Annotated in this window: 15 protein-coding genes and 3 pseudogenes; 12 read left to right on the top strand and 6 right to left on the bottom strand. The window is 59.2% G+C overall.

Going from position 1 to position 16,451, the window contains the following annotated elements:
- Positions 1-23: 23 nt before the first annotated feature.
- Entirely contained in the window at positions 24-362 is a 339-nt protein-coding gene (locus tag ACP15U_RS18850; protein WP_037207756.1) for a DUF736 domain-containing protein, read from the bottom strand.
- 594 nt (positions 363-956) lie between these two features.
- Between ACP15U_RS18850 and ACP15U_RS18845 the strand changes: the two genes are divergently transcribed.
- Positions 957-1,292, top strand: coding sequence for a hypothetical protein (locus tag ACP15U_RS18845; RefSeq protein ID WP_218394081.1), 336 nt, complete (start codon positions 957-959; stop codon positions 1,290-1,292).
- Positions 1,293-1,413: 121 nt separating this feature from the next.
- On the opposite strand, the gene ACP15U_RS18840 is transcribed toward ACP15U_RS18845, so the two are convergent.
- The 4 genes and pseudogenes from ACP15U_RS18840 to istA all read right to left on the bottom strand — a co-directional run bounded on the left by ACP15U_RS18840 (position 1,414) and on the right by istA (position 4,990).
- Positions 1,414-2,184 carry a DUF2493 domain-containing protein gene (locus ACP15U_RS18840; RefSeq protein ID WP_255552486.1) on the bottom strand — a complete coding sequence of 257 codons (771 nt, stop codon included), beginning with the start codon at positions 2,182-2,184 and terminating at the stop codon, positions 1,414-1,416.
- Between the two features lie 13 nt (positions 2,185-2,197).
- The gene (locus ACP15U_RS18835) at positions 2,198-2,755 is read right to left on the bottom strand and encodes a DUF7146 domain-containing protein (RefSeq protein ID WP_255552485.1); all 558 of its coding nucleotides are present in this window, start codon (positions 2,753-2,755) and stop codon (positions 2,198-2,200) included.
- A 587-nt stretch (positions 2,756-3,342) separates the two neighbouring features.
- Positions 3,343-3,492 (bottom strand): annotated as a pseudogene (locus tag ACP15U_RS18830) (ATPase); the annotation flags it as partial.
- Complete coding sequence (istA, locus tag ACP15U_RS18825) at positions 3,422-4,990, bottom strand: IS21 family transposase (protein ID WP_218394080.1); 1,569 nt, start codon at positions 4,988-4,990, stop codon at positions 3,422-3,424. The pseudogene ACP15U_RS18830 and the gene istA, both read right to left, overlap by 71 nt.
- A gap of 113 nt (positions 4,991-5,103) precedes the next feature.
- Here istA and ACP15U_RS18820 point away from each other — a divergent pair.
- Positions 5,104-5,499: pseudogene (locus tag ACP15U_RS18820) on the top strand (efflux RND transporter permease subunit); the annotation flags it as partial.
- Between the two features lie 12 nt (positions 5,500-5,511).
- Here ACP15U_RS18820 and ACP15U_RS18815 read toward each other — a convergent pair.
- A complete protein-coding gene (locus ACP15U_RS18815) occupies positions 5,512-5,745 on the bottom strand; it encodes a hypothetical protein (RefSeq protein WP_425046604.1) in 234 nt (77 codons plus the stop codon).
- Here ACP15U_RS18815 and ACP15U_RS18810 point away from each other — a divergent pair.
- The 10 genes and pseudogenes from ACP15U_RS18810 to ACP15U_RS18765 form a co-directional block, all read left to right on the top strand.
- Positions 5,702-6,124, top strand: a pseudogene (locus tag ACP15U_RS18810) (IS66 family transposase); the annotation flags it as partial. The gene ACP15U_RS18815 and the pseudogene ACP15U_RS18810 sit on opposite strands and share 44 nt — an antisense overlap.
- 123 nt (positions 6,125-6,247) lie before the next feature.
- Entirely contained in the window at positions 6,248-7,459 is a 1,212-nt protein-coding gene (locus tag ACP15U_RS18805; RefSeq protein WP_142494384.1) for a CaiB/BaiF CoA transferase family protein, read from the top strand.
- Positions 7,456-8,622, top strand: coding sequence for an acyl-CoA dehydrogenase family protein (locus ACP15U_RS18800; protein WP_185959053.1), 1,167 nt, complete (start codon positions 7,456-7,458; stop codon positions 8,620-8,622). Before ACP15U_RS18805 ends, ACP15U_RS18800 begins: the two co-directional genes overlap by 4 nt.
- 104 nt (positions 8,623-8,726) lie before the next feature.
- The gene (locus tag ACP15U_RS18795) at positions 8,727-9,581 is read left to right on the top strand and encodes an SDR family oxidoreductase (RefSeq protein ID WP_028284935.1); all 855 of its coding nucleotides are present in this window, start codon (positions 8,727-8,729) and stop codon (positions 9,579-9,581) included.
- A gap of 37 nt (positions 9,582-9,618) precedes the next feature.
- Complete coding sequence (locus ACP15U_RS18790) at positions 9,619-10,425, top strand: ABC transporter ATP-binding protein (RefSeq protein WP_036538081.1); 807 nt, start codon at positions 9,619-9,621, stop codon at positions 10,423-10,425.
- Positions 10,418-12,337 carry an AMP-dependent synthetase/ligase gene (locus ACP15U_RS18785; protein WP_204114532.1) on the top strand — a complete coding sequence of 640 codons (1,920 nt, stop codon included), beginning with the start codon at positions 10,418-10,420 and terminating at the stop codon, positions 12,335-12,337. The genes ACP15U_RS18790 and ACP15U_RS18785 overlap by 8 nt, the downstream gene beginning before the upstream one ends.
- On the top strand, positions 12,338-13,225 hold the full coding sequence (locus ACP15U_RS18780) for a branched-chain amino acid ABC transporter permease (RefSeq protein ID WP_142494382.1): 888 nt from the start codon (positions 12,338-12,340) through the stop codon (positions 13,223-13,225).
- A 3-nt stretch (positions 13,226-13,228) separates the two neighbouring features.
- Complete coding sequence (locus ACP15U_RS18775) at positions 13,229-14,302, top strand: branched-chain amino acid ABC transporter permease (protein ID WP_028095207.1); 1,074 nt, start codon at positions 13,229-13,231, stop codon at positions 14,300-14,302.
- A 10-nt stretch (positions 14,303-14,312) separates the two neighbouring features.
- The gene (locus ACP15U_RS18770) at positions 14,313-15,122 is read left to right on the top strand and encodes an ABC transporter ATP-binding protein (protein ID WP_043753147.1); all 810 of its coding nucleotides are present in this window, start codon (positions 14,313-14,315) and stop codon (positions 15,120-15,122) included.
- A 33-nt stretch (positions 15,123-15,155) separates the two neighbouring features.
- Positions 15,156-16,394, top strand: coding sequence for an ABC transporter substrate-binding protein (locus ACP15U_RS18765; RefSeq protein ID WP_407496257.1), 1,239 nt, complete (start codon positions 15,156-15,158; stop codon positions 16,392-16,394).
- Positions 16,395-16,451 lie beyond the last annotated feature (57 nt).

The raw sequence follows: 16,451 nt of genomic DNA, 5'->3' as shown, positions 1-16,451 counted from the left end.
GCCGAAGCGGTCTGGCCCTTGGCTCAGGCGGCGTCTTTCGGGCCCCAGGGGATGACGGCCTGCAGGGACAGATCGTCCTGGTTCGCGGCCTTGCCGAGGTTGGCGTTGAAGCCGTGGTCACGGATGGTCAGCGTGTAGTAGTCGGCGCCGGTCTCCTTGTTCTGCTTCTTCCAGATGCCGCCGCACTCGACCAGCTTGCCGCGCGGGGAGCGGCCGAGGACGCGGTGCGTGGGGGCCATCGGGTTCGTACTCGCGACGGGTTCGACCGTGATGTCGAGGTCGAAGGTCAGGGTCGAGATGGAGCCTGTGCCCTTGGCGGTTTCGATGTCGGCGCTGGTGAATTTGATGCAGTTCGTGGTCATTGCTCTTCTCCTTGTTTGCGTTGCAATGATGGTCACCTTGCAGCTGGCCAAGGCCTGGCCACACCGAAGGCGAAGCGCAGCGGAGAGGGGCAGGCGCAGGTTTTTTTGGTGCGCGCGGAATGGCCCGCAGGGACAGGGGAAAAAGATCGGCGACAACCCTTGTGGGCGGGACGACAGCTGCGACCAGCATGTCATGCAACTCAGACATCGGGAGAAGTGCGGGGGGCCACGAAGGGAGATCAGACAACAGCCAACGCCAAGAACGCCGAAGGGGCCTCGCCAGACATGGCTGATCGTTCGATACAGACTACGATCCGTCGCAACGCAACACCGGCCCGCGTTCAGTTCCTCGGTCGAACAACCAGGGACCTCAAGCAGAAAGTGATCTGACAGGCTGGAGAAGTTGAAATGCCAGGGCGAGGACATGCGCATCTCTTCCCGACGGCTTCAATCCTGGCCGCGTTGCGAATTTCGAGGATGTCCCGTACGGCATCGCGAAACTGAGCAACGACGCATGCGACTCGGAAGATCAGGTAGAAGCTCCGGCCCGCTCCAATCCCGATACGTGTCGGCATAAGTGAAGAAGATAAGCAGTTGGACGGCGCAACACCGAACGTGGTCATCGAGGATGGCCTGCGCGATCTGCTCTCAGATGGCTATCTCATCGAGGTGATCTGCAACCAGACCGCCGAGAAACGCCATAACAGCTGGTATGGCTCCTGGGTCGTGCACATGGTGACGAAGGATGGTCAGGATGCGAAGATGCTTGTGACAAGCCGCAGCGTCTTCAAATTTCGCAAGTTCAAGACGAGCGTCGGATTGGTCAGTTTCCTGGCCGACATGGGTTGCCTCTCGGCGAATATCCCACTGACGGCCGGACGACGCGAGCGTCACGAGGCATCAGGAAGGCCCGCTACGGCGACCAGCTAGAAATCTCATCCGCACTCTCAGCAGTCTGACAGACCAAATCCCGCAGAACTGCGCACCTCTGCGAACTCATAGAGCGAACCGCACAAGGCGCTCCGACTGATGTCATGGGATAAACGGGGCCTCAGGCCCCGATCCTCTTGATACGGATCCCGAGCTTGCGGGCTTTGTCGACGATGTTCTCGGTGATGCCCGAACCGGGGGTGGCGATCAGACCCTGCGGCATGGTCTCGAGCATCTTGTCGTTGCGCTTGAAAGGGGCGGCCTTGCCGTGGCTTTTCCAGTCGGGCTTGAAGACCACCTGGGTGACACCGCGGGTATCTGCCCACCGAGCGGCGATCATCTCGGCGCCCTTGGGTGTGCCGCCGTGCAGGAGCACCATGTCGGGGTATTTGGCGTGGGTGGCGTCGAGGACGGACCAGATCAGATCGTAGGCTTGATAGTCCCCGCCCGAGAAAGCGATCCGCGTGCCTTCGGGGCAATGCACCTCGGTCTCTTTGCGGCGCTTGGCCGAGAGATAGGCCCGGCTGTCCACCACGGCGGAGGTCAGGCCGCGATGCGAGACCTTGGACCCGGTGCGGGGCAGCCAGGGCGAGCCGGTGGCGGCCGAGAAGTGGTCCACGGCCAGATCGCGCATCTGCTCGAAAGCGTCGCGATGGTCCCAGAGCTTGAGGCCGATCATCTGGAGGCGCTCGAGCTCGACCGAGGCGACCTCGGAGCCGTCCTGGATGGCTAGGCTTTCCCGGACCTCGAATTCGTTGTCCTCGAGAAGCTTCTGGATATGGGTCAGCCGGCGATGGAAAATCGAGGTCAGGGACCAGAGCATCTCTTCGAGATTGTCTTCCAACTGGCTGCCGGTGAGGAGGCCGATGGTGGTATCAAAGAGGGTCGCCATGGCGAGTTCGACCTCATCTGGCTGGGGCAGGGGACCTTGTTGCCAGATCAGGATCGTCCTCGCCCTGACGTAGGAAGACCCGCGGATGATAGCGGAGCGCGGGACCGAGGCGCGTGATGCCGCACCCTTGCAGATAGGTGGCGGCCAAGGTGCCAAGAACTGGCTTGCCAGCCGCAAAGAGCTTGCGCGCCCGCGCAATGCGTTTGCTGGAGGCAGTATCGTGGCGCTCAGCCCTTTGGGTTTCACGAGTTACGGCAGGGCAGGGGGCCTCGCCGAGAAAGGACCGGGCCTCCCTTAGCGTTTCCTTGAGTGTCACCGAACCAAGCCGTTCTTGCAGCAGGTCGATCAAGTCGCCAAATTCACCCGTCGCGAAATCTTGCCAGGACCCGGCCTTGCGCCCGCTTTCCGCCTGCAGTCGGATCGCGAGACTCTGTCCCTTTGCTCCCGATGTGTCACCGACCTGCCAATAATTGCCCTGCTTGCGTCCCTCGGGGAAATACTGGCGGCAGAAACTCTCGGCCTGGTCTGCAAGATCGGCCGAGAGGTCTGCGATGCTGCGCCGCGGGTTCATGCGGCAGCATCTGCGACGCTTGCGCCAACTGGATGCTCGGCGAGCACCCGCGCCAGCACGTCAGTACCGTCCACCGGGATGAACACCCGCGTCTTCCACTGGATAACCTCGGTGAAGCAGCCCATGGCTTTCAGTGCGGGCAGGGCCGCACCGGACGCGCCGATCAGCTCACACCTCGGCTGCCCCATGACGAGCGACCTGCGCAGCTGGTAACCGCCGAGGAGGTTCAGGGTCGTCCTGGCGTCCATCACGGCCGCGAGCTCCTCCTGCGGCGACATCTCGATCTGGCAGTCGAGCCCAAGGCGCGCGTAGACGTTCGAGCGCTGTTCCTGGCTGACCAGACGGCCGATGGCGCGTTCCCCGTCTTCGGTTTGCAGGCGATAGATGCGTATGTTGTCGGCAGGTAGCCGGTCCCAGATCGGCAGGAGAAGCCCGCAGATCAGCGTGATCTTCGAGGTGGTGAACTCCGGCACAGCGTCGACCTCGGTCTGCCAAAGGTGCTCGAACATCGCGTCATCGATCTCTTCCCAGTACGAGGTCAAAAACTCGCTGAGCGCGAGGATTTCGGTGGCCAGCCAGGACGTCACCTGGTCGATCTCGGCATTCAGCAGGTCGCCGACGATCTGTTGCGGCTCGTGCTGACGCTTCACCGCCGTGGTGATGATCTCATCGTAGGCGGCCTTCATGCCGTAGAGCTTCAGCTGGCTCATCGCGTCCAGCACCTGTGATCTTTCCATGGTTGGGTCTCCTGAGGCTGTCGTAGCGTTTGCAATCGGCCACGGGCTCGCAGGTCAGTCGCAACGCCTCCGGTGTATCGATGGTCAGCGGCGGTGGCGGCTCCCGATGCCGGGCCAGGATGTTGAGGACGACTGAGGCCGCGGGAACCCCTTCGTTCAGGGCTTCGGCACAGGCAGCGTCCACTGCATCCAGCCCATCGATCGGGATCATGCTGAGGATCTGGACCATCTGCCGGTCGCCGTTCGGCACCTTGCCAAGCTTGCGCTGCACGCGCCTGATCGCCGCCGGCAGGTCCCAGTCCTTGAAGGGGGCACCGTTCCGGAGGGCCCCAGGCTTGCGAGCCAGAACCGGAATGTAGTGCAGCGGGTCGTAGATGGCCTTGTCGCGCCCAAAGGCTCGGGCGTGCTGCCCCACGATCTTGCCGTCCTGCCAGAGCTCGACCCGCTCGGCATAGGCGCGGATCTCGACAGGACGACCAACCGCCCGGCCATCGACGGAGTAGCGGTTCTTGTCGAACCGGACGAGGCAGGTCTTCGAGACCGACGCCGGCACGGCATGGAAGCCGTCGAACGGACCCACGTAGGGCACGAGACTCGCGCGCTCGTCCTGGAACACATCCCAGATCGTTCGATCCCGAAGCTCCTGGTGCGGATTGGCTTTGGCCCAGGCAACGCAGCGATCCTCGAGCCAGGCGTTGAGCTCGGCGTGGCTCTTGAACCGCGGCCGGGGCACGAAGAACCGTCGCCGCACCACACCGACCTGGTTCTCGACCTGGCCCTTCTCCCAGCCCGAGGCCGGGGTGCATGCCACCGGATCGACCAGATAGTGCCCGCACATCTGCTGGAACCGGCGATTGTAGGCGCGGTCTCGGCCGACGAAGATCGTATCCACCGCCGTCTTCATGTTGTCGTAGATGCCCCGCGCGCAGGCTCCACCGAAGAAGGCAAAGGCCTTGTCGTGCGCGTCAAACACCATCTCCTGCGTCTCGCGCGGGTAGGCCCGCACGAACAGAATCCGGCTGTGGCAGAGGCGAACGTGGGCGACCTTCACGGTGATTGTCACGCCGTCGATCACCACGATCTCGTGGCTCCAGTCAAACTGGTAGGCTTCCCCCGGATCGAAGCTTAGCGGCACATAGGCCGCGGCAGATGCCACCTCTTCCTCCTTGGACCAGGAGGCCGCGTATCGCCGGACGGCATCATAGCCGCCATCATAACCTCGGGCCCGAAGTTCTTCCAAGATCCGAATGCGGGTCAGTCGCTCGCGCTTGGGCTTCCGCGCATTCACCGCCAGCATCTCGTCCAGCATGTCTTTCCAGGGCCCGATCTTCGGCTGCGGCTGAATGGTTCGCTCATAGGTGAGCTCCGTCGCACCCGACCGGATCACCTTGCGCACCGTGTTCCGAGATACCCGCAGCTCACGGCAGATCTGCTTGATCGACTTCTTGTCCTGAAAATACGCCCGCCGGATCTTCGCTATCGTCTCCACGACCAACATCCCACACTGCGCTCCCCGATGACCTCGGGGGCATCATCCACATCATTGTAAGGGGGTCATTTTTGGACGCCGATCACCCCTCTACAGGGTCAATTTTGCATGCCGGTTCACAGATGGTTCTCGGTCTGCTGTTCACTGGGCTACCGTTCACGTTCACGGCGCTTCTCGGCTTCTTGTCCCTTTCCGGGATGCTGATGAAGAATGCCATTGTGCTGGTGGAAGAAATCGATCAGCAACGCGCCGAAGGTGTCGAGGACTATCAGGCGGTGATCGATGGCTCGGTCAGCCGTTTGAGGCCCGTCGTGCTGGCTGCGGGCACAACGATTTTCGGTATGATTCCGCTCTTACCAGACGCCTTCTTCGCATCGATGGCCGCGACGATCATGGGTGGCCTCGCGTTCGCCTCGATCCTGACGCTGGTCGCGGTTCCGGTATTTTATGCACTGTTCTTCCGGATCAAGCCGCCCAAAAAAGAAAACGCTACTTCAGGTTCCCCAGCGACAGCCTGAACGCAGATGCAGTTATAAGCGCTTCTCTGAGCGCCCTCGACCCATCTTAAGGACGGTGTAGGCATATTCCGCCGCCTCAAGCGCGCCTTCGAGAAAACCGCCGAATGTCGGAGCCACTTCGGTGCCGCCAAAGACGAGCGCTTCGTCCCGCAGGCCTGAAAGAACGCACGGCTGGCCATAATTCGTGAGGGCACGAAATACAGCGGAACTGCGGCTGGCAGCAGGCCAGGCGCACTCCCGCTCCATGGTCTAGGCCTTCAAGGCATGGACCGAGGCCCAACTGCTACGCATTCCCGGCAAGGGCGATCTCGCGAAGGCCTTCCGCTATGGTCTCAGCTGCTGGCCGTCATTCGAGCTCTTCCTTGGAGATGGCCGCGTCGGCATCGACGACAACACCGCCGAGCGCGTCATGCGCCCGATCAGCATCGGGCGAAAAAACTGGCTTTTTGCAGGCTCCGACAGCGGTGGCGAAACGCTGTCCCGGGCGATGTCTCTTGTCGAGACAGCCAAGATGAACGGCCTCGATCGGCAAGCCTGGCTGGCCGAAATCCTCGACCGCATCCACAATCACATGACCAACCCGCTCAACGAACCGCTTCCATGGAACTGGACGCCAATGAACTGATCCATGGTAACAACCGGGCGGTTACGTTTTCGGGGAGGTGATTACCTTTGAATCTTGAGATCCGACTTCGCCTTTGCTAGGAATCGAACAACCATTAGAAAATTAGCAAAGTCGAAAGTGCAGATGTCTGGACCCCTTGATCAACTGAAGATTATAGAACTTGGTCACGTAATTGCCGGACCACTTGCGGCAGCTTTACTCTCGGATTTTGGTGCAGATGTCATCAAGATCGAAGCCCCCAACCGGACGGATATGATGCGCGACCTTGGACCCAAGGCAGAGGATGGGGTGGGCGTCTGGTGGAAGACTTTGGGCCGTAACAAGAAAACACTAGGTCTGGACTGGAAGTCCGACGAGGGCCGGGACATCCTGCGAAAGTTGGTCGAAGATGCCGACGTGCTGATCGAGAATTTCCGACCGGGTGTGCTGGAACGTGCCGGTGTTGGGCCAGACGTCTTGCACGATTGGAACCCGGACTTGGTTGTCTTGCGGGTTTCAGGTTACGGACAGGACGGTCCGATGCGCGACCTGCCAGCGTTTGGGCGTGCTGCGGAGGCCATGAGTGGATTAGCGCATCTGACCGGTTTTCCCGACGGGCCGCCGATGCACCCCGGCTTTCCGGCGGCTGACAGCACGACAGGGCTAATGGGCGCTTTGGGAATCATGATCGCGCTATTTGCTCGCGAAAAGGGGATAGCACGCGGTCAGGTCGTCGATATTGCAGTATTCGAGGCCCTGCTTCGGTTGATGGATTATCCTGTTCCCGCATTGACTGGCGCGAACCTCTCGCCGCGACGCAATGGGCTGCGCCAGCCGATGGACTTTGCTCCGGGGGGGATGTTCCGAACGTCCGATGGGGTGTGGCTGAGCGTTTCGGCAGGGAGCGCGGAAACCGCGCAGCGCCTGTTGCGGGCGGTCGGAGGCGATGCCCTCGCCGATGACCCGCGGTTCGCGACATTGGGCGAGATGTCGCGGCACATGACGGTGGTCTTTGACGCGATCAATGATTTCGTCACGCAGCACACGGCTAAGGAAGTGGAAGCGGTATTCGCCCGCCATGATGCGGTTGCCTCGCGTGTGTTGAGCGTCGAAGAGATCATGACGAACGAGCAGATACGCCATCGTGGGGACATCGTGTCGGTCGACGGCGAACAGACCCAGGTCATTGGTCCGGTCCCTCATCTCAGCGCGACGCCCGGTCAGCTTCGTTGGCTGGGACGACCGCCTAGCGCAGACAGCCAAAGCATTCTGCGTGATCTTGGTTTTAACGATGAGCGGATCGCTGCCCTATGTGAGGCTGGGCTCGTAAGATTGGAGGGAGGGCGCGCGCTATGACATTTCGATTGACCGCCGACCAACAAGAGATTCGCGACCAGATTCTGCGGATTTGCGCAGGGTTCGACGACGACTATTGGCTGGATCGGGATCGCAACGGTGGTTTTCCCCATGATCTGCACAGGGCAATGGCCGATGGCGGCTGGCTAGGTATCGCCATGCCAGAAGCTGTCGGCGGCGCGGGTCTGGGGATCACCGAGGCGACCATAATGATGCAGGCAATTGCCGAGTCGGGGGCCGGCGCAAGCGGAGCCTCGGCCATCCACATGAACATTTTCGGGCTCAACCCGGTGGTGAAGTTTGGGACCGATGAGCAGCGCGCGCGTATGCTTGGCCCTCTAATAGCAGGCGATGAAAAGGCCTGTTTCGCCGTAACCGAACCGACGACCGGGTTAGACACCACAAAGCTGAAGACCATGGCGGTGCGGCAGGGGGACAGATATGTCGTGCACGGACAAAAAGTCTGGATTTCTACCGCGCAGGTGGCGGACAAGATGTTGCTTCTGGCCAGAACAACGCGGCTAGAGGATGTGAGCAGCCCGACCGAAGGGCTGAGCCTGTTCTATACAGATCTCGACCGAAATTTCGTTGACGTGCGAGAGATCGAAAAGATGGGTCGAAAGGCTGTCGATTCGAACGAAGTCTTCATCGATGGATTGCCGATTCCGGCTGAGGACCTGATCGGGGAGGAGGGCAAAGGCTTTAGGCAAATTTTGCACGGGTTGAATCCCGAACGCATCCTGGTGGCCGGTGAATGCATCGGTATTGCGCGCAACGCACTGGCGCGAGCGGCGCATTATGCAAACGAACGTGTGATTTTTGACCGCCCGATCGGCCAAAATCAGGGTGTTCAGCATCCACTCGCCAAAGCCTGGGCGCGAGTGGAATCTGCCAATCTCATGGTGATGCACGCTGCAGCCCTCTACGATGCGGGAGAACCCTGCGGCGTCGAGGCGAACGCCGCCAAGCTTTTGGCCGCCGACGCCGCGGTCGAGGCGACCGAAGCCGCGCAAATTACGTTTGGCGGATTCGGATATGCTAAGGAATATCACGTGGAGCGACTGGTACGTGAAGCTCTGCTGTTCCGCATCGTACCGGTGACACCGCAGATGCTTCTGTCGTTCATAGCAGAAAAAGCCCTTGGACTTCCAAAGTCTTACTGATCGGAGATAACGGGCGGGGCTGGTGGGAAAAGTTGTCTTGACCAATTTTCTAACACCCGTTAGATTACTGGCAGCTGCCCCTAATGGGAATGGGAGGAGGCGTCATGAATAAGACGCAGTTTGGGTCTTCGAGGGAGGACCTATCAAAACGTGCAACCGTTTACGCAAGCGGTTTATTCACCGGCAAAGTCGTTGTGGTGACCGGGGCCGGAGGCGGATTGGGGCTGGCAATTGCGACCTTGTTCGCAAGGCTCGGGGCCAATCTGGCGATCAATGGACGCAACGAAGAGAAACTGGCTTTGGCCAAGGAGTTCCTTGAAAGTTTCGGGGGCGAAGTTTTCGCTGTGCCTATGACCATCCGGGAGCCTGAGCAGGTCGAGGATTTTGTCGCCAAGACGAACCAGGAGTTCGGGGCGATTGACGTATTGGTGAACAATGCTGGGGGTCAGTTTCCGCAAGCAGCGTTGGAGTTTAGTCCAAAGGGCTGGAATGCGGTCATAGACACCAACCTGAACGGCACGTGGTGGATGATGCAATCCACGGCGCGCCACTGGGTTGCCAACAAGCAATCGGGCTCCATCGTCAACATCGTGGCCGATATCTGGCGCGGCATGCCCGGCATCGCGCATACCTGTGCGGCCCGGGCAGGGGTAGTTTACCTGTCCAAGTCGGTTGCGGTGGAGTGGGCCCCGCACGGTATCCGAGTGAACTGCGTGGCGCCGGGTTGCTGCGAAAGCAACGGTTTCGGGAACTACCCTCCGGAGGGTTCTGCGACCTTTCAGGACTCCAACCCGATGCGGCACGCCGGGGACGAATGGGATGTCGCTGAAGGGGTTGTCTATATGGCGGCGAATTCAGGGAAATTCGTAACCGGAGAAGTTCTGAACATCGACGGTGGGCAGCAATTGTGGGGGGATCCATGGCCAACGGGGCGGCCGGACTACTTCCGGATTACCTGATGTTGGCCGTGAACCTTAGGGGGACAATGATATCTAGATGACGACTAAGATTAAAACAGCAATCGGAGCCGATGATGGGGCGATACTGGAGTGCAGCGGGGTCGAGCGACGGTTCGGCGGCATCGTCGCTGTCACCGGTGTGGACCTCGTCATTCGGCAGGGGGAAATCTTTGGACTTGTCGGCCCGAACGGCAGCGGCAAGACAACACTGACGAACGCAATTACCGGGTTCTACCCACCGAATGTGGGGACTGTCCGGTTGGCAGGAAAGGAAATCACGGGTACGGCACCTCACAAGGTTGCCAAGCTCGGCGTCGCCCGGACGTTCCAGAATCTTGCCTTGTTCAACGGGATGAGCGTTCTGGACAACATCCTGCTGGGGCGGCACATCCACATGAAACCGGGCGTTCTGCGCACCGCGCTTTACTGGTGGGCAGCACAGCGTGAAGAAATCGAAAACCGCAAGATCGTCGAAGAGGTGATCGAGTTTCTACAACTCGAGAGCATCCGGCATGAGTTGGTCGATGGCCTTCCGATCGGGTTGAAAAAACGGGTCGAGCTGGCGCGGGCATTGGTGGCCGAGCCACAGATGCTGATTCTCGATGAACCGATGGCCGGCATGAACCAGGAAGAGAAAGGGTATATGTCCCGTTTCATTCTGGATGCCCGTGCCGAACGCGGCGTCAGCGTTCTGCTGATCGAACACCATATGGATGTCATCACCGGCATTTGTGATCGGATGCTGGCCCTGAATTATGGTGAAATGATCGCCAGTGGCATCCCCAAGGAGGTTGTGAAGGACCCGCGGGTCATCGAGGCATATATCGGAGGGTCGCATGACTGATTTGACGAAGAAACAGTCTTCGGGCGGCGACACGATCGGCGCAATTCTGGCGCGGAACGCCTCGAAACACGGTTCGGAAATCGCGCTTCGCGAAAAAGAGCGTGGGATCTGGAAGGAAACCACATGGGCGGAATACGCCGAAGAGGTGCTGGCCTGCGCGGCCGGGCTTGAGAAAATCGGCGTAACACCGGGCAAGGCGGTGCTTATCCTGGGCGACAACCGGGCGCGGCTGTATGGCGGAATGCTGGCTATTTCGTTGCTGGGTGCCTATGCAATGCCTGCCTATCCCGGCGCGACGCTCGAAGAACTCCGGCACTTTCTTGGCGAAGTCGAAATCGTCGCGGCCATCGCCGAAGATCAGGAACAGGTTGACAAGATCCTGGAACTGAAGGACGCGGGCGCCGAGGGCATCGACCACATCATTTATGATGAAGCGCGCGGTCTTGGCTTCTACGAGGTTGAAGGACTGTTGTCCTGGGATCACCTGATCGAAGTTGGTCAGCACGATCTGAACGAAACCCCGGGCCTGCGTGAGGAACTGCTTAGTCGTGCGAAGCCGGAAGATCCGGCCATTTTTCTGCACTCCTCCGGAACGACGGGCGCGCCGAAGGGCATCGTACTGAGTCAGAAGAACGTTCTTGCTGCTGCTCGGAATGGACATGCGGCGGGTGCCTTCGACGAAAATGAGGAGATCCTCGCGTACTTGCCGATGGCCTGGGTGGGAGACTACGCCATAACCGTTGCCGCGGCACTCCTTTGGCGTTTCACCGTGAATGTGCCTGAGCGCCAGGAAACGGTCGTGCGCGACATGCGCGAGATCGCTCCGACATTCTATCTGGCGGCGCCAAGAAGCTGGGACCAGATGCTGACGACAATCCAGGTTGGTATCGAAAATTCGACCCCTTTAAAGAAGTGGCTGTACCATTTTTTCATGGATCGGGCCATCGCGGCGGAAACGCGCAAGCTGAATGGCAAAAGCGGCGGTGTTCTTGAGCCATTGGGCCGGCTTCTGGGCGAGGCGATTGTTTTCGGTCCGATCAAGGACCAGTTCGGGATGAGCCGCCTCAAGAATGCGTTCACCGGCGGTGAAGCGATCGGGGAAGACACCTTTGTGTTCTACCGCGCCCTGGGGATCAAGTTGCGTCAGCTCTACGGCCAGACCGAGAACAGCGCGATCAACGCGATTCAGGCTCCGGGCGAGGTCCGTCTTCATACGGTTGGCAAACCCGCGCCTGGCGTCGAGGTCAGCATTGCCGAAGACGGTGAGATCCTGGTGCGCTCGGACAGCGTGTTTAAAGGGTACTTCAACAAACCCGAAGCGACCGCCGAAGCCCTTGACGGCGGGTGGCTGCATACAGGTGATGCCGGCTATCTGGAGGACGACGGACACCTGGTTGTTCTGGGGCGTGTATCCGAGGTCATGCACACCGCCGACGGTGAACGTTACGTTCCAAACTACATCGAGAACCGGTTGAAATTCAGCCCGTATATCAAGGATGCGGCCGTGATTGGCGCCGGGCTGAAGGAACTGACGGCGATGGTCTGCGTGGATTTCGAGGCCGTGGGGCACTGGGCCGAAGTGAACGGCGTACCTTACGTGTCATATGCCGATCTTTCTCAGCGTGAAGAGGTCGCGACGTTGCTTCGCGAGGCCTTCCAACGGGTCAACAAGGCCGTCACCGAACCATTGCGCCTGCAACGCTTTGTCAGTCTGCCGAAAGAATTCGACCCGGACGATGGTGAAATCACGCGAACCCGAAAACTGCGGAGGAAGGTCGTTCAGGAACGCTATGCTGACGTGATCGCGGCGCTCTACGACGGTTCAAAAGAGGTCCATGTAAGCGCGCAGGTGACTTACGAGACCGGGGAAGTAGGGAAGGTCGAAAGAAGCCTTCCCATCAGGGAGGTATAAATGGACTGGGTCTTTCTATCAGAGCTTGCGATCAACGGAGCCTTGACGGGTCTGCTGTACTCGCTATTCGCCATCGGCCTCGTGCTGATTTACAAGGCATCTTCGGTGCCCAATCTGGCGCAGGGCGGGTTGACCATGGTCGGGGCCTATGTGGTCCTGGCGCTGGCACGCGACGTGGGTTTACCCTTGTGGCTGGCCATCCCTCTGGCTGCGGTTGTAATGTTAGGCCTTGGGTTCGGCATTGAGCGTGTTGCCCTGCGCCGTCTCGCAGGTCGGCCGGTTGTCATGATCTTGATGCTGACACTCGGCCTCGACATTTTCCTGCGGGGTACAACGCTTGCGATCTGGGGCGGGACGTCGCGTTCGATGGAACTGGGCGTCAGCTATGATCCGCTGTTCCTGGGCGACATCTTCATCAGCCGCATCCATCTGGTTGGTGCCGGTGTTGCGCTCGCCTTGTTTGTCGCATTCATGCTGTTTTTCCGAACCCGGACCGGGATCAAGTTGCGGGCGATCGCGGATGATTACATGGCTTCGTGGTCGGTCGGTATCGCGGTTGAGCGCGGCGTTGGGTTGTCCTGGGCATTGGCATCCGTTGTTGCCGTCGCCGCTGGCGTTATCTGGGGCGAGATTCAGGGTGTCGATCAGGCGCTGTCGCTGTTGCTTCTCAAAGGTCTGACGGTTGCCGTTCTCGGTGGTCTCGACAGTATCCTTGGCGCCGTGATCGCAGGCATCATCCTGGGCGTCGTCGAAAACGTTGGCGCTGATTTCCTCGATCCGCTTGTCGGAGGCGGAAGCCGTGAGCTTATCGTCGCTGCCGTGCTCATTCTTACCGTCATGATCCGTCCGCACGGGCTGTTCGGTCGTCACGACATCGAAAGGGTGTAAGGCATGTTTTACAGACTTTCTGGCGTCCATCACGCCAACTACGTTTCGGACAGCCGAATCTTCAAGGTGCCTGCTGACCGGAATCTGACAGCATTCATCTTCTTGATTGGCCTTGCCGCGCCATTCATCATCCCGTCGCTTTATCTGAACAGCTACATGCTTCCTTGGCTGATCTGGACGGCCGCCGCGCTTGGATTGAATCTGGTGACAGGTTGGGCAGGCCAACTTCACTTGGGTTATGCTGCAGTCATGGCCGTTGGAGCGTATTCGTCGATCCATGCCGCGCGTTTCGGGGTGCCGTGGGAATTCGCCCTTATCATCGGCGGATTGACGTCATCCGTGATCGGCAGCCTGTTCGCTTTTGCCGCTTTGCGGGTCAAGGGCCTCTATCTCGCTCTCACTACTCTCGCTATGCAATTCGTGATGGACTGGGTTCTGACCCACTCTCCGGCGATCTCGGGGGGCTCACACGCGTCGCTCCAGTCACCGACATTGGCGCTGCTCGGGCAAGAGATTACCACTGATACTGGCTTCTACTATGTCGCCTTCGGCTGGTGTGTGTTGGTGACGATCTTCATGCTTAATCTCAAGCGGACTGGACTCGGTCGCGCCTTGGTCGCTGTCCGGGAAAAAGACTTTGCGGCCGCGATCCTGGGTGTGAACAGTTTCTACTACAAAATCCTCGCATTCGCGACTTCTTCGTTCATCGCAGGCGTCAGCGGTGCGTTGCTTGTTGCCACCTTTTTCTTTCTCGCCGCACCCGAGCAATTCTCGGTTGCCGTTTCGATCCAGGTTCTTGCGATGGTGATTGTTGGCGGCCTTGGCAGCATTATCGGTTCCTATTTCGGTGTTGCCCTGATCCTTCTTGTTCCGGGTATCGTGAACGGTCTCGTCGTCACGTTGAGTGACGGGCTTGGCATGCAGATCGATGTTGAAACACTCGCTCACATCCCGAACGCAGTCTATGGCGCACTGATCGTCATTATCCTTCTGATCGAACCACTCGGTTTGGGAAAACTCTACGGCAACATCAGAGACTATCTGATGGTCTGGCCCTTCGATCAGTTCAAGAAATAGGGGAATGCCGATGCAAGAAAAAGTTGAAGCCCAGAACATTCTGTCCATGAACAGTGTCGAGGTGCTGTACGACAATGTAATGCTGGCGATCAAAGGTGTTTCGGTTCAGGTTCCAAAGGGCGAGATGATCGCACTTTTGGGTTCTAACGGAGCGGGAAAAAGCACCACGTTGAAAGCGATCAGCGGTCTTTTGAAAGCCGAGCGCGGACGCATCAGCCGAGGTGAGATAACGTTCCAGGGAACGGACATTACCGAAGCGCTCGCGCAAAAACGCGTCGAGATGGGCATCTGTCATGTCATCGAAGGGCGGCGGGTCTTCGAACACCTGACCCCCGACGAGAACCTGACCGCCGCCGCGCCACGCGGAATGTCCCGATCAACGCTGAATGCGGAAAAGGAAAAGATCTACGGATATTTTCCGCGGCTTGCCGAACGCAAAAATTCGCAAGCAGGCTATTTGTCGGGTGGTGAGCAACAGATGCTTGCCATTGGGCGGGCCCTCGTGACCCAGCCGAAGCTGTTGATGCTTGATGAACCAAGTCTCGGGCTTGCTCCGTTCCTGGTCGAGGAAATCTTCGGCATCCTGCAAAAGATCAATAAGGATGAGGGCCTGTCCGTCCTGCTGGTGGAACAGAACGCCTTGGCGGCTCTGGAAATCGTTTCGCAAGGGTACCTTATCGAAAACGGCCGCGTTGTTATGCACGGCACCGCCGAGGCGCTCAAATCTAACTCCGACATTCAGGAGTTCTATCTAGGCGGCGGAGAGACCGATTTTCACAACGTCAAGCACTACAGCCGACGCAAACGTTGGTTGAGTTGAGGTACTAATCAGAAGCTGTTCAGGGAGGAACAAATGAAGAAACTTACCAAAGCGTTGGCCGTATTATCAATGTTCGGCGGAGCAATGTTTGGCACCCAGGCGCTGGCCGAGCCATTCAAGATCGGCATCTGCTACGATCTCAGCAAAGCCTATACCTTTGCCACGCCGCAGGTTTCGCAGGCCGCGATGGACCTTGCCAAGCTCATCAACATGAAGGGCGGCATCGGTGGGGAACCGGTCGAAGTCATCGTGCGTGACCACGGGAACGAACCGCAGCGCGGAATCGAGTGCTACTCGAAACTCAGCCGCGAGGGCGTCTTTGTTTTCGATACCCTGTCCACTCCGGTGTCTCTGGCTATCCTGCCGCGGGCCATGGAAGACGGGCGTATCCTGATGCAGTCTCTTGTCGGGCGCGGCGATGCCGTTGATGGCACCGTCTTCGATTGGGTCTATCCGATCGGGCCGACCTATTGGGGACAGGCCGCCAACGATGTCGCCTACATCAAGCAATTGCATGACGGCGATCTGTCAGATGTGAAGGTCGGGTTTGTTTACTTCGATTATCCCTTCGGGCAGGAGCCGATCGAGATCCTGGAAACCCTGTCCGAGAAAGAGGGTTTCGAGCTTGAACTGTACCCCGTGCCACTGCCTGGCAGCGACCAGGCCGGCGTGTGGTCCAAGGTGCGCCGCGACAAGCCCGATCATGTGATCGTCTGGATGCTGGGCGGTGCCCATGTGGTTGCCTCGAAAGAGATGAAGCGCAATCGCATTCCGATGGACAAATACATCTCGGTCAACTGGCTGAACGAAGTCGATATCGCCAACATCGGTAAAGAGGCCGCCAAAGGTATCAAGCGCGGGACCAATGTCGTGGGCGGTCAGGATATTGCCCTGTATCAGGAAATCATGGCCGAGCTTTATGACAAGGGCGAGGGATCCGGCCCGATCGAGAAGACGCAGGACGTTTTCTACAACACCGGGCTGGCCATGTATTCGATCATGTTCGAAGCCGCGCGCAAGGCGGCGGAAGCCGAGGGGCTGCCGATCACTCCGACATCCTACAAGGCCGGACTGGAGTCGCTTGAGGGCTATGACGCGAACGGGCTGATGGCCCCCATTACGGTGACGGCCGAAGATCATGGCGGCGGGGGCAAGACCCGTATCGAAATGTGGGACGGAGAGACTTGGGTGCCGCAAACCGACTGGATCTCTGAGTACACGGACGTTGTGTGGGGTGTGGTTAAAGAGAGTTCCGCGAAATACGAGCAGTGAATGACTGATTGCAGGAAGTGTGACGCTACGCGGGGCGGCAGTGGCGCTTACGGAACG

Source organism: Primorskyibacter sp. S87 (genome assembly GCF_049801055.1).
Taxonomy (GTDB): Bacteria; Pseudomonadota; Alphaproteobacteria; order Rhodobacterales; family Rhodobacteraceae; genus JBNAGF01.
This window is presented reverse-complemented; position numbering and strand designations above follow the sequence as displayed.

Bases quoted from the DNA above. Each gene is read 5' to 3' on its own strand.
- ACP15U_RS18835 (WP_255552485.1), bottom strand. From the start codon at position 2,755: ATGAACCCGCGGCGCAGCATCGCAGACCTCTCGGCCGATCTTGCAGAC.
- ACP15U_RS18785 (WP_204114532.1), top strand. From the start codon at position 10,418: ATGACTGATTTGACGAAGAAACAGTCTTCGGGCGGCGACACGATCGGC.
- ACP15U_RS18780 (WP_142494382.1), top strand. From the start codon at position 12,338: ATGGACTGGGTCTTTCTATCAGAGCTTGCGATCAACGGAGCCTTGACG.
- ACP15U_RS18805 (WP_142494384.1), top strand. From the start codon at position 6,248: ATGTCTGGACCCCTTGATCAACTGAAGATTATAGAACTTGGTCACGTA.
- ACP15U_RS18850 (WP_037207756.1), bottom strand. From the start codon at position 362: ATGACCACGAACTGCATCAAATTCACCAGCGCCGACATCGAAACCGCC.
- ACP15U_RS18770 (WP_043753147.1), top strand. From the start codon at position 14,313: ATGCAAGAAAAAGTTGAAGCCCAGAACATTCTGTCCATGAACAGTGTC.
- ACP15U_RS18765 (WP_407496257.1), top strand. From the start codon at position 15,156: ATGAAGAAACTTACCAAAGCGTTGGCCGTATTATCAATGTTCGGCGGA.
- ACP15U_RS18795 (WP_028284935.1), top strand. From the start codon at position 8,727: ATGAATAAGACGCAGTTTGGGTCTTCGAGGGAGGACCTATCAAAACGT.
- ACP15U_RS18800 (WP_185959053.1), top strand. From the start codon at position 7,456: ATGACATTTCGATTGACCGCCGACCAACAAGAGATTCGCGACCAGATT.
- ACP15U_RS18815 (WP_425046604.1), bottom strand. From the start codon at position 5,745: ATGGAGCGGGAGTGCGCCTGGCCTGCTGCCAGCCGCAGTTCCGCTGTA.
- ACP15U_RS18790 (WP_036538081.1), top strand. From the start codon at position 9,619: ATGACGACTAAGATTAAAACAGCAATCGGAGCCGATGATGGGGCGATA.
- ACP15U_RS18840 (WP_255552486.1), bottom strand. From the start codon at position 2,184: ATGGCGACCCTCTTTGATACCACCATCGGCCTCCTCACCGGCAGCCAG.
- istA (WP_218394080.1), bottom strand. From the start codon at position 4,990: ATGTTGGTCGTGGAGACGATAGCGAAGATCCGGCGGGCGTATTTTCAG.
- ACP15U_RS18775 (WP_028095207.1), top strand. From the start codon at position 13,229: ATGTTTTACAGACTTTCTGGCGTCCATCACGCCAACTACGTTTCGGAC.